This is a genomic window from Chryseobacterium sp. L12 (assembly GCF_056133985.1).
In genome coordinates this window covers 18,260-39,520 of record NZ_JBVYOF010000024.1, presented here as the reverse complement: position 1 = coordinate 39,520, position 21,261 = coordinate 18,260, and the positions used below count along the sequence as shown (strand labels likewise).

The 21,261-nt window shown below is 34.2% G+C and carries 23 protein-coding genes; 11 read left to right on the top strand and 12 right to left on the bottom strand.

Going from position 1 to position 21,261, the window contains the following annotated elements:
• Positions 1 to 14: 14 nt before the first annotated feature.
• Positions 15 to 1,040 carry a tetratricopeptide repeat protein gene (locus AC0NBN_RS13555; protein ID WP_160813949.1) on the top strand — a complete coding sequence of 342 codons (1,026 nt, stop codon included), beginning with the start codon at positions 15 to 17 and terminating at the stop codon, positions 1,038 to 1,040.
• A gap of 74 nt (positions 1,041 to 1,114) precedes the next feature.
• Here the strand turns inward: AC0NBN_RS13555 and AC0NBN_RS13550 are convergent, their stop codons facing one another.
• Complete coding sequence (locus AC0NBN_RS13550) at positions 1,115 to 1,768, bottom strand: NAD(P)H-binding protein (RefSeq protein ID WP_160813948.1); 654 nt, start codon at positions 1,766 to 1,768, stop codon at positions 1,115 to 1,117.
• A 186-nt stretch (positions 1,769 to 1,954) separates the two neighbouring features.
• Between AC0NBN_RS13550 and AC0NBN_RS13545 the strand changes: the two genes are divergently transcribed.
• Positions 1,955 to 2,314 carry an MmcQ/YjbR family DNA-binding protein gene (locus tag AC0NBN_RS13545; protein ID WP_160813947.1) on the top strand — a complete coding sequence of 120 codons (360 nt, stop codon included), beginning with the start codon at positions 1,955 to 1,957 and terminating at the stop codon, positions 2,312 to 2,314.
• Here AC0NBN_RS13545 and AC0NBN_RS13540 read toward each other — a convergent pair.
• The gene (locus AC0NBN_RS13540; RefSeq protein WP_160813946.1) at positions 2,304 to 3,224 is read right to left on the bottom strand and encodes a bifunctional riboflavin kinase/FAD synthetase; all 921 of its coding nucleotides are present in this window, start codon (positions 3,222 to 3,224) and stop codon (positions 2,304 to 2,306) included. The two genes, AC0NBN_RS13545 and AC0NBN_RS13540, sit on opposite strands and share 11 nt — an antisense overlap.
• A 205-nt stretch (positions 3,225 to 3,429) precedes the next feature.
• Between AC0NBN_RS13540 and atpD the strand changes: the two genes are divergently transcribed.
• The 3 genes from atpD to AC0NBN_RS13525 all read left to right on the top strand — a co-directional run bounded on the left by atpD (position 3,430) and on the right by AC0NBN_RS13525 (position 6,207).
• A complete protein-coding gene (gene atpD, locus AC0NBN_RS13535) occupies positions 3,430 to 4,938 on the top strand; it encodes a F0F1 ATP synthase subunit beta (protein ID WP_160813969.1) in 1,509 nt (502 codons plus the stop codon).
• A gap of 89 nt (positions 4,939 to 5,027) precedes the next feature.
• Entirely contained in the window at positions 5,028 to 5,309 is a 282-nt protein-coding gene (locus AC0NBN_RS13530) for a FoF1 ATP synthase subunit delta/epsilon (protein ID WP_089743901.1), read from the top strand.
• Between the two features lie 76 nt (positions 5,310 to 5,385).
• A complete protein-coding gene (locus AC0NBN_RS13525) occupies positions 5,386 to 6,207 on the top strand; it encodes a hypothetical protein (protein ID WP_160813945.1) in 822 nt (273 codons plus the stop codon).
• Between the two features lie 133 nt (positions 6,208 to 6,340).
• Here AC0NBN_RS13525 and AC0NBN_RS13520 read toward each other — a convergent pair whose 3' ends face one another.
• Both AC0NBN_RS13520 and AC0NBN_RS13515 read right to left on the bottom strand, forming a co-directional pair.
• Entirely contained in the window at positions 6,341 to 7,312 is a 972-nt protein-coding gene (locus tag AC0NBN_RS13520) for an iron ABC transporter permease (RefSeq protein ID WP_160813944.1), read from the bottom strand.
• 19 nt (positions 7,313 to 7,331) lie between these two features.
• Positions 7,332 to 7,895 (bottom strand): TlpA disulfide reductase family protein, encoded by a 564-nt coding sequence (locus AC0NBN_RS13515; protein ID WP_160813943.1) that lies wholly within the window; start codon positions 7,893 to 7,895, stop codon positions 7,332 to 7,334.
• 173 nt (positions 7,896 to 8,068) lie between these two features.
• Between AC0NBN_RS13515 and AC0NBN_RS13510 the strand changes: the two genes are divergently transcribed.
• Positions 8,069 to 9,193 carry a ferredoxin--NADP reductase gene (locus AC0NBN_RS13510; RefSeq protein WP_160813942.1) on the top strand — a complete coding sequence of 375 codons (1,125 nt, stop codon included), beginning with the start codon at positions 8,069 to 8,071 and terminating at the stop codon, positions 9,191 to 9,193.
• 5 nt (positions 9,194 to 9,198) lie between these two features.
• On the top strand, positions 9,199 to 9,807 hold the full coding sequence (locus AC0NBN_RS13505) for a SanA/YdcF family protein (protein ID WP_474468607.1): 609 nt from the start codon (positions 9,199 to 9,201) through the stop codon (positions 9,805 to 9,807).
• On the opposite strand, the gene tamL is transcribed toward AC0NBN_RS13505, so the two are convergent.
• Positions 9,804 to 12,401: a translocation and assembly module lipoprotein TamL gene (gene tamL / locus AC0NBN_RS13500; RefSeq protein WP_160813940.1), complete on the bottom strand. Its 2,598-nt coding sequence runs from the start codon at positions 12,399 to 12,401 to the stop codon at positions 9,804 to 9,806. The two genes, AC0NBN_RS13505 and tamL, sit on opposite strands and share 4 nt — an antisense overlap.
• Between tamL and AC0NBN_RS13495 the strand changes: the two genes are divergently transcribed.
• Positions 12,387 to 13,112, top strand: a complete 726-nt coding sequence (locus AC0NBN_RS13495; RefSeq protein WP_160813939.1) for an RNA methyltransferase — start codon at positions 12,387 to 12,389, stop codon at positions 13,110 to 13,112. The two genes, tamL and AC0NBN_RS13495, sit on opposite strands and share 15 nt — an antisense overlap.
• Positions 13,113 to 13,173: 61 nt before the next feature.
• Here AC0NBN_RS13495 and AC0NBN_RS13490 read toward each other — a convergent pair whose 3' ends face one another.
• From AC0NBN_RS13490 to porQ, 5 genes are all read right to left on the bottom strand, one after another.
• A complete protein-coding gene (locus AC0NBN_RS13490; protein ID WP_160813938.1) occupies positions 13,174 to 13,671 on the bottom strand; it encodes a phosphoribosyl-ATP pyrophosphatase in 498 nt (165 codons plus the stop codon).
• 4 nt (positions 13,672 to 13,675) lie between these two features.
• The gene (locus AC0NBN_RS13485; protein ID WP_143885081.1) at positions 13,676 to 13,984 is read right to left on the bottom strand and encodes a phage holin family protein; all 309 of its coding nucleotides are present in this window, start codon (positions 13,982 to 13,984) and stop codon (positions 13,676 to 13,678) included.
• A gap of 78 nt (positions 13,985 to 14,062) precedes the next feature.
• The gene (locus AC0NBN_RS13480; RefSeq protein WP_143885082.1) at positions 14,063 to 14,410 is read right to left on the bottom strand and encodes a YtxH domain-containing protein; all 348 of its coding nucleotides are present in this window, start codon (positions 14,408 to 14,410) and stop codon (positions 14,063 to 14,065) included.
• A 75-nt stretch (positions 14,411 to 14,485) separates the two neighbouring features.
• On the bottom strand, positions 14,486 to 15,172 hold the full coding sequence (cmk, locus tag AC0NBN_RS13475) for a (d)CMP kinase (RefSeq protein WP_160813937.1): 687 nt from the start codon (positions 15,170 to 15,172) through the stop codon (positions 14,486 to 14,488).
• 57 nt (positions 15,173 to 15,229) lie between these two features.
• Entirely contained in the window at positions 15,230 to 16,222 is a 993-nt protein-coding gene (porQ, locus tag AC0NBN_RS13470) for a type IX secretion system protein PorQ (protein WP_089743922.1), read from the bottom strand.
• Between the two features lie 166 nt (positions 16,223 to 16,388).
• On the opposite strand from porQ, the gene pyrH reads away from it, so the two are divergent.
• On the top strand, positions 16,389 to 17,096 hold the full coding sequence (pyrH, locus tag AC0NBN_RS13465) for a UMP kinase (RefSeq protein ID WP_143885085.1): 708 nt from the start codon (positions 16,389 to 16,391) through the stop codon (positions 17,094 to 17,096).
• A gap of 134 nt (positions 17,097 to 17,230) precedes the next feature.
• Positions 17,231 to 17,785 carry a ribosome recycling factor gene (gene frr / locus AC0NBN_RS13460; protein WP_143885086.1) on the top strand — a complete coding sequence of 185 codons (555 nt, stop codon included), beginning with the start codon at positions 17,231 to 17,233 and terminating at the stop codon, positions 17,783 to 17,785.
• 59 nt (positions 17,786 to 17,844) lie between these two features.
• On the opposite strand, the gene AC0NBN_RS13455 is transcribed toward frr, so the two are convergent.
• Entirely contained in the window at positions 17,845 to 18,594 is a 750-nt protein-coding gene (locus AC0NBN_RS13455; RefSeq protein ID WP_143885087.1) for an NUDIX hydrolase, read from the bottom strand.
• A gap of 156 nt (positions 18,595 to 18,750) precedes the next feature.
• Positions 18,751 to 19,749, bottom strand: a complete 999-nt coding sequence (locus tag AC0NBN_RS13450) for an SDR family NAD(P)-dependent oxidoreductase (protein WP_160813936.1) — start codon at positions 19,747 to 19,749, stop codon at positions 18,751 to 18,753.
• Between the two features lie 312 nt (positions 19,750 to 20,061).
• On the opposite strand from AC0NBN_RS13450, the gene AC0NBN_RS13445 reads away from it, so the two are divergent.
• Positions 20,062 to 21,258: an MFS transporter gene (locus tag AC0NBN_RS13445; RefSeq protein ID WP_160813935.1), complete on the top strand. Its 1,197-nt coding sequence runs from the start codon at positions 20,062 to 20,064 to the stop codon at positions 21,256 to 21,258.
• Positions 21,259 to 21,261 lie beyond the last annotated feature (3 nt).

Below are 21,261 nucleotides of genomic sequence, written 5' to 3'. Positions count from 1 at the left end.
TTAAAAATTCACCTATGAAAAAGTTAATTTTAAGTGTAGCAATAACGCTATCGTCTTTAGCTTTTGCACAAAAGCAAGATGTAGCTGCACAAGTAGATGCAACCAGCAAAGTAGCCTTCGATTCCTACAATGCAAAAAACTATACCGTAGCTGGTCCTAAATTTGTAGAGCTTTACAATTTGCTTAAAACAAATGGTAATGATGATAAAATTTACATGTATTATGCCGGTTTAAGTTATGCATTAGCAAACAATGTAGATGAAGCTATCAAAATTTATACAGATTTGGTAAACTCAGGATTTACTGGTGTACAGACACAATATACAGCGAAAGAAGCAAAAACCGGACAAGTTGTTTCTCTGAACAAAGATATTTGGGAGACTTTGAAGAAAACCGGTTCAAAAGATTATACAGAATACAAAACTGAGCAGACTAAAAGCGTAGAGCCGGATATGTATGAAACATTATCTACTTTACTTTTAAATGCTAAGAAAAATGATGAAGCTTTAGCAGTGATAGAAAAAGGTTTGGCAAAGTATCCAAATAACGCTAAATTAAAAGAATATCAGGGAAGTGCACTCTATGCATCAGGTAAAACTGATCAATTTATGACAAATCTTAAAGAGCAGATAGCAAAAAATCCTAATGATGCAACCAACTGGTATAATCTAGGAGTTTTGCAGTCAAAAGATGAAGCAACTCAGGCTGACGCAATTACTTCTTTCACAAAGGCTTTAGAGCTAAAACCTACAATGGCTGAAGCACATCAAAATTTGGTGTATACAGTAATTGGTGACGATGCAAAAGCCGTTGATGCAATCAATGCCGTTAGAAAAACAGATTCTGACAAAGCTACAGAACTCATCGAGGCAAGAAAAGAAAGATTTGCTAAAGCTCTTCCATACGCAGAAAAATGGTACCAAACAAAACCAGATAGTCTTGATGCGGTCATTACACTCAAAGAAATTTATTCAATCATGAAAAACCAGCCTAAAGTGGTAGAAATGAGAGCTAAAGAAGCTCAATTACAGGCTAAATAATTCAATTTAAATTCACCTATAAAAAAAGCTTAACGGAAAGATCATCTGTTAAGCTTTTTTATTTAGGAAATATTTTAATGATTTTTTTCTGCGAAACAAAAGATATTACCAAGTTTAATACTGGAATATCCGTTGCTCTTAATTTTAGAAGCATTAATCATGGCTTTTGCCAAAACTGCAGTAGGCAATGGCTTTTGACTTTCAAATAATCCCAGCTTATTAGCAAACTTAATAATTCTGCTTCCTAAAACCTCTCCGGTTCTTTCAGAATCTTTTCTTTCCAGCATTCCCGGTTTGAAGATGGTGATTTTATTAAAATGTAAATTTCTTACCGCTTGCTCCAGTTCCCCTTTCATTCTTGAATAAAATATTTTTGACTTCGGATCAGCACCGTAAGAAGAAACTAATATATAATCTTCCACATTATTTTCTTTGGCAACTTTGGCAAACTCATATTGGTAATCAACATCAACTTTCCTCTGTGCTTCCTTGCTTCCGGCATCTTTTAAAGTGGTTCCCAAACATGAAAAAGCTACGTCGCCATCAACAAGATTCTTCCACTCTTCAGGCTTTTCAAAATCAATTACATGAGTTTTCAGCTTGTCGTTATAAATATTAAGAGGTTTTCTTACAAAAACATTTACTTCATTAAAATCATTATCCAACAAAAGTTGCTGTACCAAATCTTTCCCCGTAGCACCTGTAGCGCCTATTACCAAAGCTTTCATATATAGATTTTTTTTATTTAATTATATTAGTCTTAATTTATAAATTTTTATATTTACATTAATTGATTAATACAATTATAGTTTATTGTGGCATTTCATTCTTAAAATTAATAAATTTGAAACAAATATTATAAATTATATCATAATTATTATCCTACTAATTATTAACTTAACTTAATATACGAAATGGATGCCAACGACATTTTAGACTATTGTCTTTCCAAAAAAGGAGTTACGGAAAGCTTTCCTTTTGACGAAGAAACTCTTGTGATGAAAGTAGGTACAAAAATGTTTTTGCTGATGCCCTTAGAAAAGCAGCCTCTAAATATCAATGTAAAAACAGATCCTGAATGGAGTCTGGAACTTCGGGAAAGATATCCTCAGATTACAGGTGCGTATCATATGAATAAAACACATTGGAATTCTGTTTCCGTTGACGGGCTTAAGAAAGATTTGATTTTAAAGATGATTGATCACTCGTATGATTTGGTTTTCAAATCATTGACGAAGAAAATAAGAGAAGAAATCAGCCAGCTTAAAAGTTAAACTCTTTTGTCAACCTTTTATCCTCATCCAATCTTTCAACCAATTTTTCCATGCCTTCGAATTTAATTTCGTCGTGAAGAAAATCCCTAAACTTCACCGTTATATTTTCGTCGTAAATATCTTCTTCAAAATCAAGAATATACACTTCAACGGTTAATTTTTCGCCATTCACAGTAGGATTTGTTCCGATGCTTAACATCCCTTTGTAAGACTGATTTTTGACAAAAACTTCTACAATGTAAGCTCCTTTCTTGGGAAGTAGTTTGATATTTTCGGTTTCGATATTGGCTGTTGGATAACCAATCGCTCTTCCTATTTTTTTGCCATGAACTACAGTTCCTGAAAGTGAATATTGGTAACCCAGCATTTCATTTGCTTTTATAATATTACCTTCCAATAATGCTTTTCTGATTTTTGTCGAGCTGATGTTATTTTCGTGAATATTGATAGCTTCCATTTGCTCAACCTCAAAATCCAGCTCTTTTGAAAGTTTTTTGAGCAATTCAAAATTTCCGCTTTTATTTTTGCCGAAAGAATGATCGTAGCCTATAATTAAATATTTTACATTTAACCGGTTAATCAAAATCTGTCTTACAAATTCTTCTCCTGTTAAATTTCGAAATTCTTCATCAAATTCTTTAAGAAACAGACTCCCGATACCATATTTTTCCATCAGTAAAGTCTTTTCCTCTAAAGTATTAAGAAGCTTAAGATCCTCATTAGGATTAAAAACAAATCTTGGATGCGGCCAGAAAGTAAGAACTGCTGTTTCGAGATTGTTTTCAGAACCTGCTTTTTTCAATTCATCCATAATGTATTTGTGACCAAGATGAACGCCGTCAAACATTCCTAAAGATAAGGCTAATGGTTTTTTGGAAAAATAATCGCTGAAATTTCTGAAAACTTTCAATAGTAAAATTTTGACTGCAAATATAAGTATAATGTAACAATGTATTGATATAACAATGTACCAATGTTTTTATCCGTAAAAATGATTGATAAACCGGTAAACTGCTACATTGGCAAATTATTGAAAAAGCATGACAAAAATCTTTTTTTTAGCAATTGTGAGTTTCCCAAGATTGATTATATTTGCACCAAGAAAAAATTTAGCAATGGCAAACCAAATTAAAGGAAAGATTTCTCAAATTATTGGTCCTGTAATCGACGTAGTATTTTCGAATGTGGAAGCAATTCCCAGCATTTATGATGCTTTGGAGATTACAAAAGGAAACGGTGAAAAAGTAGTATTAGAAGTAGAACAGCATATTGGTGAAGACACAGTAAGATGTATTGCAATGGATGCAACAGATGGTCTTACAAGAGGTCAGGAAGTAATTGGTTATGGTAAACCTATTACGATGCCTATTGGTGAAGCTGTAAACGGAAGACTTTTCAACGTTGTTGGTGATGCTATCGACGGAATTCAGGAGATTTCTAAAGAAGGAGGTTTACCAATCCACAGAGAAGCTCCAAAATTTGATCAGCTTTCAACTTCTGCAGAAGTTTTATTTACAGGTATCAAAGTAATCGACTTGGTTGAGCCTTACGCAAAAGGAGGTAAAATTGGTTTGTTCGGTGGTGCAGGTGTAGGTAAAACGGTATTAATTCAGGAGTTGATTAATAATATTGCAAAAGGACACGGAGGTCTTTCAGTTTTTGCCGGAGTAGGTGAAAGAACGAGAGAAGGAAATGACCTTTTGAGAGAGATGTTAGAGTCAGGTATCATCAAATATGGTGATGACTTTATGCATTCTATGGAAAATGGAGGTTGGGATCTTTCTAAAGTAGATTTAGAAGCAATGAAAGATTCTAAAGCTGCATTCGTTTTCGGACAGATGAACGAGCCACCTGGAGCAAGAGCAAGAGTAGCACTTTCTGGTCTTACTTTAGCTGAATACTATAGAGATGGTGGAGAAACCGGACAAGGTAGAGACGTATTGTTCTTCGTAGATAATATTTTCCGTTTTACACAAGCTGGTTCTGAGGTGTCTGCACTTTTAGGTCGTATGCCATCTGCGGTGGGTTACCAGCCAACATTGGCATCTGAAATGGGTGCGATGCAGGAAAGAATTACTTCAACTAAAAACGGTTCAATTACATCAGTACAGGCGGTTTATGTACCTGCGGATGACTTAACTGACCCGGCTCCTGCAACTACGTTTGCTCACTTGGATGCTACAACAGTATTAGACAGAAAAATTGCTTCATTAGGTATTTATCCTGCGGTTGATCCTTTGGCTTCTACGTCAAGAATCTTAGCTCCGGAAGTTATCGGTGAGGAACATTATAATTGTGCTCAGAGAGTAAAAGAAATTCTTCAGAGATATAAAGCATTACAGGATATTATCGCAATTCTTGGTATGGAAGAACTTTCAGAAGAAGACAAACTGGTTGTTTACCGTGCAAGAAAAGTACAGAGATTCTTATCTCAGCCTTTCCACGTAGCAGAACAGTTTACAGGTATTCCTGGATCTTTGGTAGATATTAAAGACACCATCAAAGGATTCAACATGATTATGGATGGTGAACTAGATCACCTGCCTGAAGCTGCTTTCAACTTGAAAGGAACCATCAAAGAAGCGATCGAAGCCGGACAAAAAATGTTAGCGGATAACGCTTAATAAATTAGACATAAAGATTTGAGATACTAGACATGAGACTTTAATGTTGTCTGAAATCTGAAATCTGAAATCTTCAAATCTAAATTAAAATGAACATAAAAATATTAACACCAGAATATGTAGTTTTTGAAGGAGAGGTAAACTCTGTTTTGCTTCCGGGAAAAAACGGTGAGTTTCATATTATGAAAAATCACGCAGGAATCGTATCTTCTTTGGTTGGTGGCAAAGTAAAACTTTATACAAATAGTATAGACAATACTTATGCTAAACATTTCACTAAAGAAAATGAGAAAGATTCTGTTTTTTCTTATCCTATCAAAAGCGGTGTGATAGAATTTAATCATGATAAAGGAATTATCCTTTGCGAATAATTAAATATAAAGCTAAATATATTTTCAGGAAAGTGTAACTTTGTTACACTTTTTTTATGTTTATAAAACTTGTTATATGCAGAAAGGTTTAATGATTTTTTTAATGGTTTTTTATGCTTTAATTCATGCTCAAAACATAAAAACCAAAAGAGGAATTGTAAGTTTGGAAGGAATTCACGTCGCAAAAATTTCAAGTAAATCCGGAGAGTATACCTTTATGGATTTAAAAGAAACACCGATTTTCACAGTTAAATTTGTAGACAGAAGTATCGTAGATTCAGTAAGAGACAGTTATATCAGACTTAATAGAATTTACAATCAGGAAAAAATACTTGATCTGGATTATATATCACCATCAGCATTTTCAGGTGATGAAAAATCGGCAGTTTATACCTGCATCAAGAGTTTAAAAATTATTGATGAAAGAGGAATAAACATTAAGAATCTTGATGAGCTGTTCAAAAATTCTCCTAAAAGAAAACTGGACAATAAAACTAAAGAAGCATATACTACTCGCTCTAAAATCGACAAACTTAATATTACAGTCAATAATGTTGGAGAAATTCTCAGCAATGGCGTTCCGGTAGGATATTTTACCAATCTTCCCGTAAGTTTCGGTTCAGAAGACACAATAACCGATAAATCTTTTATTGATCTTGAAATTTATGATGCTAAAAGCAAGTTTATCGGGAAATATATTACCACAACAAAGCAACTCAAAACAGCAGGCGGAAAAACATTTACCTTATACCGCGAAATGTCGGGCAGAGCTTCGATTCTGAAGTTTCCGACTTATAAAGCTATTGCGGAAAGAATGGCAATTTTAGATCCTAATTTCATTAAAATTAAAGAAAAAGTAGAAGTAGGAAAAATAGTAAAAGATGGTGTTGAAAAATAAGAACTGAATTTTTACGCATTTTAAATTTAATTGAAAGCAGTTATCATTCATTTCTTATTTTGTAGAAAACCTCCTTCATAGTTTAGTTAAAGAAGAAGTTAGCTTTACAAGTAATTTAATTAAAATTTTCAGCCTAAACTTTAGTTTGTCTTAAAAGCATCATCAATATGACCGGAATTCCGAAAACCGAACTGATTACATTAATTGGAATCTGACTTTTTTCAGCAATGATTGAAAAGAACAGCATCATAAGCATTCCTAAAAACATATTAAGAATCCATTGCTGCCAAAGTTTTGAAGGATTATAAATGAGCCTGCAGAAATGAGGTACTACAATTCCTATGAACAGGATAGGACCTAAAAAAGCTGTAACAGATGCAGAAAGAAGCGAAGAAGATACAATGATCAGCATCTTGAGTGTATTCATGTTAACTCCCAGACTTTGTGCGTAAGAATTTCCCAACGAATTCCCAATCAACGGTTTTATTGTTTTAAAACAAAAGAAAAGCCCTGCAGATATTAATATTGATAGAACGTAAATCTGATTTCTCGTTACCATATTATTCGCTCCGAAAGACCAAAGAATATAATTTTTAAGACTTTGATTTTCCGCATAAAATTGCAGCAGAGATACAATTGCTCCCGCAAAAGCCGATACCAGAAAACCGAAAATAATCAGGTAAGATTTATCCTGAAATTTATTGGAAGCAGATAAAAGTATAAGCATTAATATAAGACTTCCGGCGATGGCAGAAAGACTCAAAAAACTGTTCTGAAGAAACTCAGGCAAAAGTATACTTTGTGAAAAGAAAATATAAAAAGCTACGGTAAGACTCGAGATGGAAGTAATTCCTAGAACATCCGGTCCCGCCAAAGGATTCTGGAAATATTCCTGCATGAGAAATCCAGAAGTGGGAATTGATATTCCTGCCAATAGCATAACCAACACACGATTTATGCGGATTTCAGCAATCTGACTGTTGGCAGATTCAAAGAAAAAATCATGAAAACTTAAACTTAAAAATCCTGTATTCAGATTAATCGCTGATGCAAAAATAATTGCAAAGACCAATATTAAACACAGGATTCCAAATTTATTTAACATGACAAAATCTAATTCTTATTTATTTCAAAAAAGAGTTGATTTTATCAGTCAGCTGTTGTTCACTGATCATTCCTAAAGTTTCGTCAGTTTTATCACCTTTTCGCATGTAGGTAAAAGGAATGGCAGAACCCGTCCATTGTTTAAAATTGGATGTGAAAAAGTTTTGATCAAGAAGCTGGCCGTCCAGCAAAACAGTATTGTTTCTTATTCCCAGTTCATCTGTAAACTGAGGCACTTTGGTAGTCCAGTCACTTTTGCTGTCTAAACTTACAAAAGTAATTTTTACAGGCTTCCCGTTCAATTCCTGTATTTTATTTTTAAAATGAGGAATTTCCCTTACACAAGGACCGCACCAGGTTGCAAAAAAGTTGGTTACATAAAGTGTGTCATTTTTCTTCTGAAGGAATTCATTCATTTCCTGTATCGAAAAAGCTTTGATCGGTTCTTTTGGATTTTCAGTTTCTGGCATGGTTGAGATTGCTGCGGAATCTTCTGTTGTATCAGCTTCCTGCAGTTTTTCATTTTCTTTTTTACAGCTCATCAATGCTGTGGCTAAAAAAACTGAAACTATTATTTTTTTCATTTCTAAAATTTTAAATTGTATCAACAGTTTATCTCTATAAAAAATTCGTTGATATTAAATTTTTTGTTTATAAATTGTCTTTGGAAACATAGCCGTTACTAAAATTTTCTTCTCAGAGAAAAATAGAGTAATGCTGGCTTCATGATTATTTTTTATTATTTTTGAATTGAAGTATGGAACAACAAATCTACAAAGGGAAACTTATCAGGTTTCATTGGCTAAAAATAAAGAAAAAGGAACAACTTACCAAAAATACTTTTTCTATGGAATTTGACATTCCAGAGGAATTGCAAAATCAGTTTTCATTTGAAGCCGGTCAGTTTGTAAGTGTAAAAATAGATTTTCAGGGTAAAACAGTCATTAATGATTATTCTATGACATCCGCACCTTTTGAAAATACAATTGCTTTAGGCATCAAAATAAATTCTGAGAACGGCGCAGCCTCACATCTTTTCAAAGATTATCACGAAGGAGATGAAATTTTGGTAAGCGAACCGGCAGGAAGATTTACTTTAGTTTCAAAACCAAGCGAATTCAGAACGATTGTTGGATTTGCGGCGGGAATCGGGATTACTCCAATTTTAAGCCATTTCAAGAATATTCTTCATGAAGAACCCAGAACAAGACTGTTTCTTTTTTTTGGTAATAAAAGTGCTGAAGATACTGCCTATAAAAAGACTCTTGATCAATTAGCCGAAACTTACGGTGAGCGGTTTCAGATTTTCTATTTTTATTCTCATGAAAAGCCTGATAATCATTTTTTCTTCGGAAGATTAGACGAAAAAAAATTGGGTTTAATTATCAATCAGATTTTACATCTTGATGATACGGATGAGGAATCTACTATTTGGGATGCTGTAGATGAAGTTTTAATCTGTGGAAAGGGAGAAATGATTAAATCTTTGGCAAATGCATGTTATCATCACGGAATTCCAAAGAAAAACATTCATTTTGAATTATTTGAAGAATTTAATGACGATCTTTATCCTGTAGAAAAAGAATTTCCACTCATTGAAGATATTAAAGTAGAATTCAAACTCTTTGGAAAGCATTACGAAACAAATCTTGAGAACAACCGAAATAAAATTCTGCAACAACTTCTTACAAAAAATTTCCCGCTGCCGTATTCTTGCAAATCGGGGATTTGCGGAAGCTGTGAATGCACTTTAGAGTACGGCGAAGTTGAGCTGCTGGAAAATGAATATTTAACAGAAAGAGAAGAAGCTCAGGGGAAAATTTTAGCATGTATGGCGATTGCAAAAAGTCAGAAAATAAAGCTTAATTTTGATTTTAATTGAGAATCATCAGAAACATATACCGATCGATTATTTTATCAATAGAAATTGTTTTTCTTTTGGTATGTCTTTCTAATGCATGGGTTTTTGGCTTGACGGGAGGAAGAACGTACACTAAAATATCAAAAATTCCTCCTCGCGAAGTGGCTTTGGTTTTGGGAACTTCTCCCAGAATGCGTTCAGGATTATCAAATCCTTATTTTACAAAAAGAATGGATGCAACCGCTCTTCTCTATCATCACGGAAAAATTAAAAAAATAATTGTAAGCGGTGAAAAAAGTAAGGGATATAATGAGCCTGCTGCAATGAAAAATTATCTTATTTATCAGGAAGGTGTTCCTGAAGATATTATCATTGAAGATCCTGAAGGATTCAACACCTACAAAAGTATTTTGCGTTGTAAAAACACCTACAATAAGGAAAACGTAATCATTGTTTCCCAAGGTTTTCACAATCTGAGAGCGCTCTTTTTCGCCAGAAACAATAATATGAATGCATTGGGTTTTGATGCGCAGGATGTATCAAAACCCGAAAGCTACTACCGAAACCAGTCCCGTGAAATTCTGGCGAGGGTAGTGGCAGTGGTCTATTTTGTCTTAGGAATTTCTCCAGATTAAAAAGGATATCCAAAAGCAATGTTCAATGTTGGTTTTAATGGCTGAAATTTATTAAATCTCCATCTCTCTCCGTCTGGTTTGTTAGGATCATATATTTTATACGCCAAATCTACTCTTAAAGTAATATAAGCGATATTCAGCCTTAATCCAAGTCCGCTTCCGACACCCATTTCGCGAATAAAACGATTGAATTTAAACTGATCATCAAAGCCGTTATTTTCTGTATTCCATACGTTTCCGATGTCGGTAAAAATTGCACCTTCATACATTTCCGTAAATGGGATTCTGTACTCAATATTAGTAGTAAGTTTTATATTTCCCATGAGATAAGTACGAACTTTATCATCAATCTGAGATCCTCCCGGACCAAGACCTCCAAAAGCGATCCATGCACGGATGTCATTTGCTCCACCGTTGAAATATGATCTCACAAAAGGCATTGTGGAAGAGTTGCCATAAGGAATACCCAAACCAATAAACTGACGAAGTGCCAAAGTCTGATTTCCGTTGAATTTAAAATATTTTCTGACATCAAAATCAAATTTTACAAACTGTGCATAAGGAATTCCGAAAATCGTTCTTTCAGGACTTCGCAGCACACCACCACCGTCATTTCTGCTTTGATTAAAAATACTCGGAATATTTCCCGCCAATTCAACTTTACCATTGAAATAAAATGCATTAGGGTAATCTTTTTTACCAATTTCGTTATAAATAAAATTATAAATCATTGATGAAATCAAAACATCCTGTGTTTGTCTGTCTTTATTAACAAGAGTTCCCAAAAAAGATAATAAATCTTCAGCCCTTTTTTTATCTAAAGTATTTACATATCCTTCATCTGCTAAAATTTGTTCAGAAACCTGATCTCTCGTCAAAGCTCCGGAATTGAACTGCTGTTGTGCCTGAGGATTATAAGTAAAATAATCATCAAAAACTGTTTGCCTGATAATATTGTCGTTAACGAAAAAATCGTAGTAACTGTCTTTATTTTTTGTTAAACTGAATAAAGTATTAAATAAAGTTAGTCTGTGAGACGACTGATCATTCACATTCGCAAAGTAATTTAATCCTGTATTGAAGTTAGTTCTGCCCAGTCCGATGTTATTTTGTACTGATGCTCCCAAAACTATAGATGTAGTAGGAGAGTATCGTTTAGGAATCAATTTATAATAGCTGAAAGGGAGCAATAATCTTGGGAAACTCAATGATGCCTGTGCAGAATATTCATAGGCTAAAATTCTTTTATCCAGATTTTTAGGGTTTCTGATAGATCCAAAAGTTCCCGCAACACTTGTGGTAAGGTTTTCTGCACCTCCAAAAACATTTCTTGTGGTAAGATCAACAGATGGCGAAATACCAAAATTTAAAAGCTGAGAATAATTCAGGTCTGTTCCTACTTTCAGTTCGTATTTATCCAGCGGTTTTAATACATAAAGAACATCAACAATGCTGTCATTAGGAGCATTCACACCACCTTGTCGCAAAGAATCTCTTGCTTTCAGAATACTGAAATTGTTCATCGCTAAAAGATTTCTTTTGGTAAGATCTAGCTTTTTCTGATCATATTGGGACTCACTGTCAACAATAATTGCTCTCCATAAAGACGGAGTTTTATACTGATCGTTAATTTTATGAAATCTTATTCTTCTAAGACTGTCTTTTACCGTACGTTTCGGAAAATCTGAAGGACGATTGACTATTGCAACATCAATATTTCCAAAAGTGGCTCTTTTGTAAGGTCTATCTAAAGAATCTTTATGTATTTCCAAAACGAGCGGAACCTCTTTTGTACTTTTGAGAGAATCTGCCACGAAACCAACTTCGTCATTAGCTGCGTTAAATCTGTAATAGCCATTATCACGCATGAGCTCATTGATTCTGGAAATCTCTTTTTCTAAAACGGTCTGATCTAATATCTGTCCTTTTCTTACCAAGCTTTCATGAAGTCTCTGCCTGAAAACTCCTTTGATTCCCGCATCAGGAATATTGTAATAATATTCTTTGATATAGGTAGGAGCATTATGTTTAATTGAATAATTTACATTGGCTTTTTTAGCAGCCGAATCCAGCTTATGACTATACTTTACTTCAGAATCCCAAAAGCCTCTGTATGTCATTCTATTTTGTATCTGTTCTGCGCTTTTCTCTGTTCTTGTCTGATCAAGAATTACAGGCGGAGTTCCCCAATTGTGATAAAGCCTGTCCATAAAAAGACTTTTCCCTACACTGCTTTGCATATTGTATTTAATGAAAAGAGAATCACGAAGTTTTTGATTTCTCATTTCGCTCGGATAGGTCATATATTCACTAAGGAGTGTATCATACTTAGGATTGGCAGCATTATAAAAAAGTAAGCCAAGCGGTAAAAAGAGCAGCTGCTTTTTGTTGGGCTTCTGCTGTACGTAATCTTTCAGTTCTTCATCAAAAAACTGTTTTTTGTCTTCAAACTCAAAATTGTTTTGTGTAAGCAGATATTCTCCGTCCGGAACTTTCTTTGTGGTACTACAGGCATAAAGTAATCCGACAAATGTTGCAAATGATATTATTTTATAATACTTTTGAGGAGAATTCTTATAATGCTTACCGCTCATACAATTAAAATTTTACAATCTTTAGATAAAAAGAAGTTCAGGCAAAAATACAACTTGTTTTTGGTTGAAGGTAATAAAACTATAATGGAACTTCCTAATTCTAACTTTAAAATTAGGGAAATATTTTCTACACAGGTAAACAATTTTCTTTCGGAAGAGGTGAAGTTTACTCAGTTATCTGAAAATGAACTAAAAAAAATAAGTTTCCTTAAAAATCCAAAAGATTCGGTTGCTGTCTGTGTGCTTGCGGAAAGTAATAAATTTGAAGAAAAAAATTTCCAGTTAGTATTAGACGGAATACAGGATCCAGGAAATTTAGGAACAATTATCAGGCTTGCTGATTGGTTTGGCATAGAACAGATTGTCTGTAGCGAGGATACTGTAGATTTTTACAACCCAAAAGTCATTCAGGCTACAATGGGATCTTTCACACGGGTGAATATTGCTTACTGTAATTTGACAGAATATCTTTCCTCAACTCAGAATTCCAATATCGGAACAGATATGGAAGGGGAGAATATTTATCATTTTGAAAAACCTCAAAAAATAAATTTAATTTTAGGAAACGAAGGTAACGGAATCAGAAGCGAAACTGAAAATTTACTTCATAAGAAAATCAGTATTCCAAGATTCGGGAAATCGCAATCTACAGAAAGCCTCAATGTTTCTATGGCAGCAGGAATAATTCTTGGTCAGCTTTTTAGAGTTTAAATTAAAGTTAAAGAGCAGGAGAACAATTACGTAAAACGTCAGGATTCTCCAACTCCAAAACTTATATCAATTGTTCCATGCTGGATACACTTTTGCTTTTTTGATATGCTTCTAATTTTGTACGAACAAATTTCAGAGCTACTGGCGCAACATAGATTAGGGCTGCACCCAGAATCTTCTTCTTCCAGTTAGAACTTTTCATATTTTTCTTTGCATAATTAGCAACAAACGCCGTTACTGCCAGTTTTAGAACAGTATCCATGGCATCACCTTTCAGCGCACTTCCGGCAATACCCATTGCCGTATTTTTGCTTAAAATAAGATCTTTTACTTCGGAAGTAATCTGTTTCGCAATTACATCTTTTCGGATAACGGTTTTTTCTTCACCATTTTCATCTATTTTTTCTTTCAGATACTGGTCAGTAAGCCCGTTGGTAAATGCACTGAGACTCTCTTTTGTATTTTTGAAAGTTAAAAGTCCCTCAAGATCGTTGACTTCTTCTTTCAGAAGTTTCTTTTTTCTCCTGAGTTCTTCTAAGCTGTTGTAATTTCTTCCCATAATTTTAATGATTTAAAAATTGGATTACTTTATCTGCGACCATATTTACAATTTTTTTCTTAAAAACCACCACCAAAATCATGATGAGCAGATAAAAGCCTGCAATAATAAGAAAGCCCAGCGAATAGTCATTGAGTGCTTTACCGATAAGAAATGCCAAACCAAAATTGAAAAGAATGATAAAAAAGCCAAAAGCTACCAGCAAAATAACGAGATAGGCAATTACGCCTGCTGAAATTGAAGATTTTTCTGTCGCTTCAATTTTTAACAGATCTATTCTTTTAGATGCGTATTCTTTTATAGTTTCGATCATCCTTTTATTTTTTAAAGTTATAAAAAAAGGAACTCATTTACAAAGTTCCTTTTCTATGTATTTAATATAAATTAAATATTAATTTTTAAGATCGTTCAATCCAGATTCAACATCTTTTACCATGTCGGTAGTTTTTGATACGATCTGATCTTTATATTTGTCATATCCGTCTTTTACGGTATGAGCAACATTGTTTGCTGTTTCTTTGAAAGTAGATGAAATGCTTTCATACTGTCCTTTCATTTTTTCAGATACTTCGCCATATTTATTCTTAGCCTGATCTTTAAGATCTTCAGCTTTATTTTTGATCTTTTTTCTGGTTTCTTTTCCCTCTTCAGGAGCGTAAAGCATTCCTAATACGACACCTGCTGCAGCACCTGCTAAAAGTCCTGCCAAAATACCTGCTGTATTATTTTTTTTAGACATTTTTTGTTTTTTAATAGTTAGTATAATAGTATTTGATAAATAAGGTTACAATTTATATACCAATCAGTTTAATAATTAATAAAAATCGTTAATTTTTTTTAAATGGTAAAGAATGCTTTCTATCGTCTGAGATTTTGAAAGATTTGTATTATCTATCTCAATTGCATCATCGGCTTTTTTTAACGGAGAAATTTCTCTTTCGCTGTCTATACGGTCTCTTTCAATTAAATTTTCCCGTACCTGATCGATATCGGTTTCCAATCCTAAAGAGAGAAGTTCTTCATATCTTCTTTTGGTACGCTCTTCAATACTTGCAGTAAGAAAAAACTTAAAATCCGCACTTGGCAAAACAACAGTTCCAATATCTCTTCCATCCATAATAACGCCTTCATTTCTTGCAATTGACCTTTGAGTTTCAAGCAGAAAATCTCTTACTTCTTTTTGTTTCGCAATAAAACTTACATGATTGGAAACTTCTGCCGTCCTTATTTCTTTTGAAACATTGATCTGGTTGACATATAAAACCAGCTCATCTTCATCTCTTTTAAATTCAAGACTGATGATTGGAAAAGAATCATAAAGTTTCTGCAAACTGATATTGCCATCTTTATCTGTGCAGTTCTGAAGAGCAAACCATGTAATACCACGGTACAAAGCACCGGTATCTAAATGTACGATTCCAAGTTTTTCGGCAATGATTTTTGATATTGAACTTTTTCCTGTAGATGAGTAGCCGTCAATAGCAATTACTGGTTTTTTCATAATACAAATTTCAAGAAATTTTATGAAAAAATCAAGGATACAGACATGAATCTATTTTTATTCTCCGTGACGGGTATTCAAATCCACAGAAATACCAACCTGATTAACGTTAGAAGCATTATGATAGCGTACATGTGCATAATCTATACGGAATCTTGATATCTTCAGACCAAATCCTCCGGAAATACCTGAGAAATTTCGCTGATCCAATACGGCAAGTTCGCTTCCTCTTCTTACGTTGTAGCCCAGTCTGATATTGAATCCTTTCTCAGGAAAAAGCTCTGCTCCTACAGAGAAGTGATCTGCTATTTTTCTTCCAATGCCAACTTCCTGCTCATTGATATTGTAATCTGAAGAAATATCAAACTGCTGCAAATCATGAGCGGTAATTGTTACGGCAAGAGGAAAATTCTTTAAAATTTTTGTGTACCCTAAATCTATTCTGAAAGGAAGTTTTTCTCTTACTCCATTGAAAGAGCTTAGCTGATATCCGAAGTTTCTGAAAACAACTGATGCTACCTCTTTGTTGATTTTATTATGATAAGTAATTCCGGCAGTTCCCGCAATAGCAGAAGAAGTATAGGTGTCTATTTTTGATGTGATAAAATTAAGACCTCCCCCAATCGTCCAGTCTTCCTCAAACTGATAGGCGTATCCTGCACCTACGGAAACATCTGAAGCAGTGAAATCACCCATTTCAAAACCGCTTTCATCAGTTCGGGGAATATTTCCGTAATTCATGTATCTTCCATTGATCGTCACCATGTGACCATTATCCAGATCTCTTGCGTATGCAATAGTTCCGTATTTTGTGTCGGCAAGATATGCTGCAGCATTTACTGAAAGCTGATTATGCGATTCCTTATTCAGTAACGCAGGATTGGCAATAGCAAAGGAGACATCTTTATCTCTTATGCTGATCACATCACCGCCAAGAGCTGCCTGTCTTGCAGAAACAGGAATATTCAGAAAAGGATAAACGTTTGTCCCGTTCTGAGCAAACGAAACAATTCCTGAAAGAAATAGTGGAAATAATAATAATTTCTTCAAATCAGTATATAATTAATGCAAAAATAATTCTTTTTGCTACTTATCAAAATATTTCTGTCAATATTTATCTACAAATATTTTTCTTTTTTCAATATTTATAATGATTATATTTGCAGAGTTAATTTTTCAGACCAATTATTCTGAAATAAATTTATTAAAATTTAAAATGAAATATAAAAGAATCCTTCTTAAACTGAGCGGTGAAGCTTTAATGGGCAGCAGACAATATGGTATTGATAACGACCGACTAATGGAGTATGCACAGGAAATAAAAAAAGTTGCTGATAAAGGTTGTGAAATTGCCATTGTAATCGGAGGCGGAAATATTTTCCGTGGTGTAGCCGGAGCAGCAAAAGGGATGGACAGGGTTCAGGGAGATTATATGGGAATGCTTGCAACTGTAATCAACGGAATGGCATTGCAGGGAGCTTTGGAAGATGCAGGCATTAAAACAAGGCTTCAGTCTGCTATAGAAATGGATAAGGTTGCAGAACCTTTTATCAAAAGAAGAGCCGTACGACATCTTGAAAAGGGTAGAGTAGTCATTTTTGGTGCGGGTACGGGAAATCCTTATTTCACAACAGATACGGCAGCAACTTTAAGAGCTATAGAAATTGATGCAGATGTAATTTTGAAAGGAACAAGAGTAGACGGTATATACGACAGTGATCCTGAGAAAAATGTAAATGCGGTAAAATACAACTCGTTAACTTTTGATGAAGTGTATGAAAAAAATCTTAAGGTGATGGATATGACTGCCTTTACATTGAGTCACGAAAACAAACTTCCAATTATTGTTTTTGATATGAACAAAGAAGGAAACCTTCTTAAAATTGTTGAAGGCGAAAATATTGGAACATTAGTTGATTTGTAGATCAAAGTAAAAAGAAAGGAGCAAAGTAAAAATAGGGATGTCTGACCTTTAATTAATCAGCTTTCACTTATATCTTTATATCTTTTAACTTGAATCTTTAATAAATGTGTAATTTATCAAATTTTTATTATATAATGGAAGAATTAGATCTTATCGTAGAATCTGTAAAGCAGGATATGGATTCTGCCATCAAACATTTGGATCATGCATTTCAAAAAATCAGAGCCGGCAGAGCCTCTACAACAATGGTGCAGGATGTAATGGTAGAATATTACGGAGCACCTACACCTATCAATCAGGTTGCCAACGTATCTGTACCGGATGCCATGACAATTTCTATTCAGCCTTGGGACAGAACTGCGATCGGAGCAATTGAAAAAGCAATTATTAATTCAAATTTAGGATTTGCCCCTTCAAATAATGGTGAAAACATCATTCTTAATGTTCCTCCTTTGACTGAAGAAAGAAGAAAAGACCTGGCAAAACAGGCTAAAGCTGAAACAGAGGATACCAAAATTGTGGTAAGAAATGCGAGACAAAATGGCTTGAAAGAGCTTAAAAAATTAGATGGAGTTTCTGAAGATCTTATCAAAAACATCGAAGCAGACATTCAGGTACTTACAGATAAATATGTAAAACTTTGTGATGACCACCTGAAAGTGAAGGAAGCTGAGATTATGAAAGTTTAATTACAATCTCAGACAAAAAAAATACAAAAAAGCCGTCCTGTAACTACAAGACGGTTTTTTTACCAGCTATTGAGCCCGTTTTTCAGGGCAGCAGTATATTTTTCTTCATCAAAAGAATAGAGATCCGGAGCTTTATGAGCACCACCTCTTCTCTGCTCATCAAGTTTATTAAGAATTCCCAGATTTTTAATTTTTCTGTAAAAATTTCCTCTGTTAAGTTCTTTTCCCAAAATTGCTTCATAAAGTTTCTGTAGCTCCGTTAAAGTAAACTTTTCCGGCAAAAGATTATATCCGATAGGTTTAATTGAAATTTTTTCACGCAATGTAAGCAAAGCTTTTTCAATAATTTCCCTATGATCCATTCCCAGATCTATTTCGTTGAGCTGGCTTAGATAAAACCATTCACAGGCTTCAGTAAACTCATCAGGAATAGGATGTATTTTTTCAGGATTGTATAATGCATAATATCCAATCGTTATAAAACGCTGCTTCTGGAAAAGTGTTTCGTCAAAATCCTCAAAATAAGATTCGCTTCTGTTGATTTTACCAAAAACACCGAATTCTTCGACAAAAATATCCGTAAGACCGGCTCTTTCCTCAAGAATTTTCTTAATCGCATCGTCAAGATCCAGATTTTTATCAATAAATCCACCCGGTAAAAACCATTTTTTTCGGTAATTCATTTTAATAAGAAGCACTTTTAGCTCATTTTGATCAAATCCGAAAATAACCGGATCGGCTGAAAGGTGAGGAAGGTAAACTTCTTTTGCTTCTATTGATTTACTGATAAACTGTTCCTTTGAATTCATTTCTGATAAAACCTAAAGCTACAAATTTAAGATTTATATTGTAACACCAAAAATAAGTCATCAATAAAGAGAAACATTTAGCTATGATAATATACAATAAAAAAATCAGAACATTTTAAAGATCTGATTTTCAATGTATCATTCATTTGGAAAGCTTCAGCCTTTTTTGGAAGATTTTGCTTTAATTACCATAAAAGCCAATCCTAAACCTAATCCTGTAAGCATGGCAATCTTAGTTTTTTTACCCGGAACAGGCAATGAAGTCTCTCCATAAATTCTGTGAGGCAATGAAGATTCCTCCAATACATTACCGGAATCATCAGGTGCGTTTTTAAGTTTCATCATCATGCGCATTCCTGCGGAAGCTGTATTTATAATTGTTTTTGGAAATAATTTATAAACACTGGTCAGAAGCCACGAAGTAAAATCCGGAAAGAAATCTTTTTTGGGATCTTTTGCAAGCTGTACTATTTTTTCTGCCGTATCTCTGGGATCAGCTGCGAATGGTGGAATTTTGAAATCTAATCCTGAATATTTTGCCGAATGCATATTTCCGGTAGATCTCTGAATCTGCGGATAAAGATTGGAAATATGAATATTTTTAAATTCTGAAACCTCACCGTGCAGACATTCCATCATCCCGCGAATTCCGAATTTTGTTGAAGAATATACTGCACTATACGGAGCCGGCATAAATCCGCCAATTGATATATTGTTGATTAAAATTCCTTCTGTCTGTTCTTTAAACAATTTTAAAACATGATAAGCCCCATTCATATATCCGAAAAGATTAGTTTTTATGACCTGCTCATGAATTTCCATGGGGATCTCATCAAATTTTCCGCTTGCCATTACTCCTGCATTATTTACCCAGATATCTATTCTTCCAAATTGGTTTACAGCTTCTTTCACAAGATTTTCTACTTCCGATGAAACCGATACATCGGTAGAAACTGCTATAGCATTTACTTCAAGATCTTTACACAGTTGTAAAGTTTCGTCCAAGGCTTTTTGTCCTCTTGCTGCAATGACAACATTACAGCCTTCAAGAGCAAAGGCTTCTACGGTTGCTCTTCCAACACCGCTGCTTCCTCCGGTAACTACAACTGTTTTGCCTCTGAGACTTCTTTTTTCTAAATTATTTTTTTGATCCATATCAGAATGATTTAGGTTGAATTTTCTTAAATCTTATCTATTTTTACACCAAACCCTATTAATGAATCATTTTTAATCAGAAAAATAAAAACACAGACGGTATATCTGTGTTTATAATTATCTATCTATAAAGATCAAGCCCTATAAAATTATTATTTTTTTCTATTTCTTCTCTGGCTCTTTTCTGAATTTCTCTTCAAACTTTCCAATTGAAAATAATGATTGGCTCTATTCATGTTTACATATTGAATTATTTTTTGATCTTTGCCTGAATCATTATCTTTACTCGGTTTAAACAGCAAAGCAGATTTCATGCAGAATCCGTCTCCAAAAGGAATTTCAAAGACTATTATCTGGCTTATGTCAATCATTTCCGGACTTGTCGTAGCCAATAATTATTACAATCAGCCTTTATTAGGGCTTATTTCAAAAGATCTGAACGTCACAGAGAGTGCAGCAGGAAAAATTTCCGTACTTACTCAGCTGGGTTATGCTTTTGGATTGCTTATGATAGTTCCTTTAGGAGATAAATTTTTACGAAAGAAACTTATTCTTATAGATTTAATCCTGGTGATTTTATCTCTTCTGTGGATGACTTTTGCAACGGATCTATGGATGTTATATGTAGCAAGTCTTCTTATAGGCACTACCTCTGTTATTCCTCAGCTATTTGTTCCTATTACAGCAGAATTATCATCCGAAACACAAAAATCGGCGAACATAGGATTGGTCGTTTCAGGTTTGCTGATGGGAATTTTGCTTTCCAGATTTGTGGGAGGTATAGTGGGAGAGATGTGGGGATGGAGATCAATGTACGGAATTGCTGCGGCACTTATGCTTTTGGTATGGTTTGTTGTGTATAAAATGCTTCCTGAAATACAGCCTAATTTCAAGGGAACGTATTTTGAACTTATGAATTCGGTTATAAAACTTGCTAAAACCCAGCCGGTTCTTCAATTATCATCATTTCGCGGAGCTATGGGATTTGGTTCTTTGTGCGCACTTTTCACCACCCTTGTTTTTCACATAGAAAGACCACCTTTCGAAGCAGGAGCCTCCGTGGCAGGAAGTTTTGGTCTCGCAGGAGCGGTGGGAGCTTTGGCTGCCGCAAAAGTGGGAGGCTTGCAAAAGAAAATGAGCATTAACCGGATTATTTTATATTCTATCTTAATTTTAACGGCAAGTTGGGGATTCAGCTATTTTGCAGGTGATACTTATTGGGGACTTATTGTTGGAGTGATTCTTATTGATTTAGGAGTACAGTCTAATCATATAATGAATCAGACCAATTATTTCTTACTTAAAACCAATGCCGTAAACCGCCTGAATACAGTATACATGGTATCTTATTTCATCGGCGGATCACTCGGAACTTATCTTGCCTCTGTTGCATGGAAATATGCAGAATGGAAAGGAGTCTGTGTTGTGGGGGTAAGTATGGGATTAGCAGCATTATTGGCTCATGTATTATTTGCTGATAAAATTTATAAAAAACAATTAAATCAATAAAAA

Excerpts from the sequence above, each read along its gene's own strand:
- AC0NBN_RS13525 (WP_160813945.1), top strand. The coding sequence starts at position 5,386 with ATGCAGAAAGGTTTAATGATTTTTTTAATGGTTTTTTATGCTTTAATT.
- AC0NBN_RS13450 (WP_160813936.1), bottom strand. The coding sequence starts at position 19,749 with ATGGATCAAAAAAATAATTTAGAAAAAAGAAGTCTCAGAGGCAAAACA.
- tamL (WP_160813940.1), bottom strand. The coding sequence starts at position 12,401 with ATGAGCGGTAAGCATTATAAGAATTCTCCTCAAAAGTATTATAAAATA.
- AC0NBN_RS13545 (WP_160813947.1), top strand. The coding sequence starts at position 1,955 with ATGGATGCCAACGACATTTTAGACTATTGTCTTTCCAAAAAAGGAGTT.
- cmk (WP_160813937.1), bottom strand. The coding sequence starts at position 15,172 with ATGAAAAAACCAGTAATTGCTATTGACGGCTACTCATCTACAGGAAAA.
- AC0NBN_RS13530 (WP_089743901.1), top strand. The coding sequence starts at position 5,028 with ATGAACATAAAAATATTAACACCAGAATATGTAGTTTTTGAAGGAGAG.
- AC0NBN_RS13490 (WP_160813938.1), bottom strand. The coding sequence starts at position 13,671 with ATGGGAAGAAATTACAACAGCTTAGAAGAACTCAGGAGAAAAAAGAAA.
- AC0NBN_RS13495 (WP_160813939.1), top strand. The coding sequence starts at position 12,387 with ATGCTTACCGCTCATACAATTAAAATTTTACAATCTTTAGATAAAAAG.
- AC0NBN_RS13510 (WP_160813942.1), top strand. The coding sequence starts at position 8,069 with ATGGAACAACAAATCTACAAAGGGAAACTTATCAGGTTTCATTGGCTA.
- AC0NBN_RS13555 (WP_160813949.1), top strand. The coding sequence starts at position 15 with ATGAAAAAGTTAATTTTAAGTGTAGCAATAACGCTATCGTCTTTAGCT.
- AC0NBN_RS13485 (WP_143885081.1), bottom strand. The coding sequence starts at position 13,984 with ATGATCGAAACTATAAAAGAATACGCATCTAAAAGAATAGATCTGTTA.
- atpD (WP_160813969.1), top strand. The coding sequence starts at position 3,430 with ATGGCAAACCAAATTAAAGGAAAGATTTCTCAAATTATTGGTCCTGTA.
- pyrH (WP_143885085.1), top strand. The coding sequence starts at position 16,389 with ATGAAATATAAAAGAATCCTTCTTAAACTGAGCGGTGAAGCTTTAATG.
- AC0NBN_RS13515 (WP_160813943.1), bottom strand. The coding sequence starts at position 7,895 with ATGAAAAAAATAATAGTTTCAGTTTTTTTAGCCACAGCATTGATGAGC.
- AC0NBN_RS13455 (WP_143885087.1), bottom strand. The coding sequence starts at position 18,594 with ATGAATTCAAAGGAACAGTTTATCAGTAAATCAATAGAAGCAAAAGAA.
- AC0NBN_RS13480 (WP_143885082.1), bottom strand. The coding sequence starts at position 14,410 with ATGTCTAAAAAAAATAATACAGCAGGTATTTTGGCAGGACTTTTAGCA.
- AC0NBN_RS13520 (WP_160813944.1), bottom strand. The coding sequence starts at position 7,312 with ATGTTAAATAAATTTGGAATCCTGTGTTTAATATTGGTCTTTGCAATT.
- AC0NBN_RS13550 (WP_160813948.1), bottom strand. The coding sequence starts at position 1,768 with ATGAAAGCTTTGGTAATAGGCGCTACAGGTGCTACGGGGAAAGATTTG.
- frr (WP_143885086.1), top strand. The coding sequence starts at position 17,231 with ATGGAAGAATTAGATCTTATCGTAGAATCTGTAAAGCAGGATATGGAT.
- AC0NBN_RS13445 (WP_160813935.1), top strand. The coding sequence starts at position 20,062 with ATGCAGAATCCGTCTCCAAAAGGAATTTCAAAGACTATTATCTGGCTT.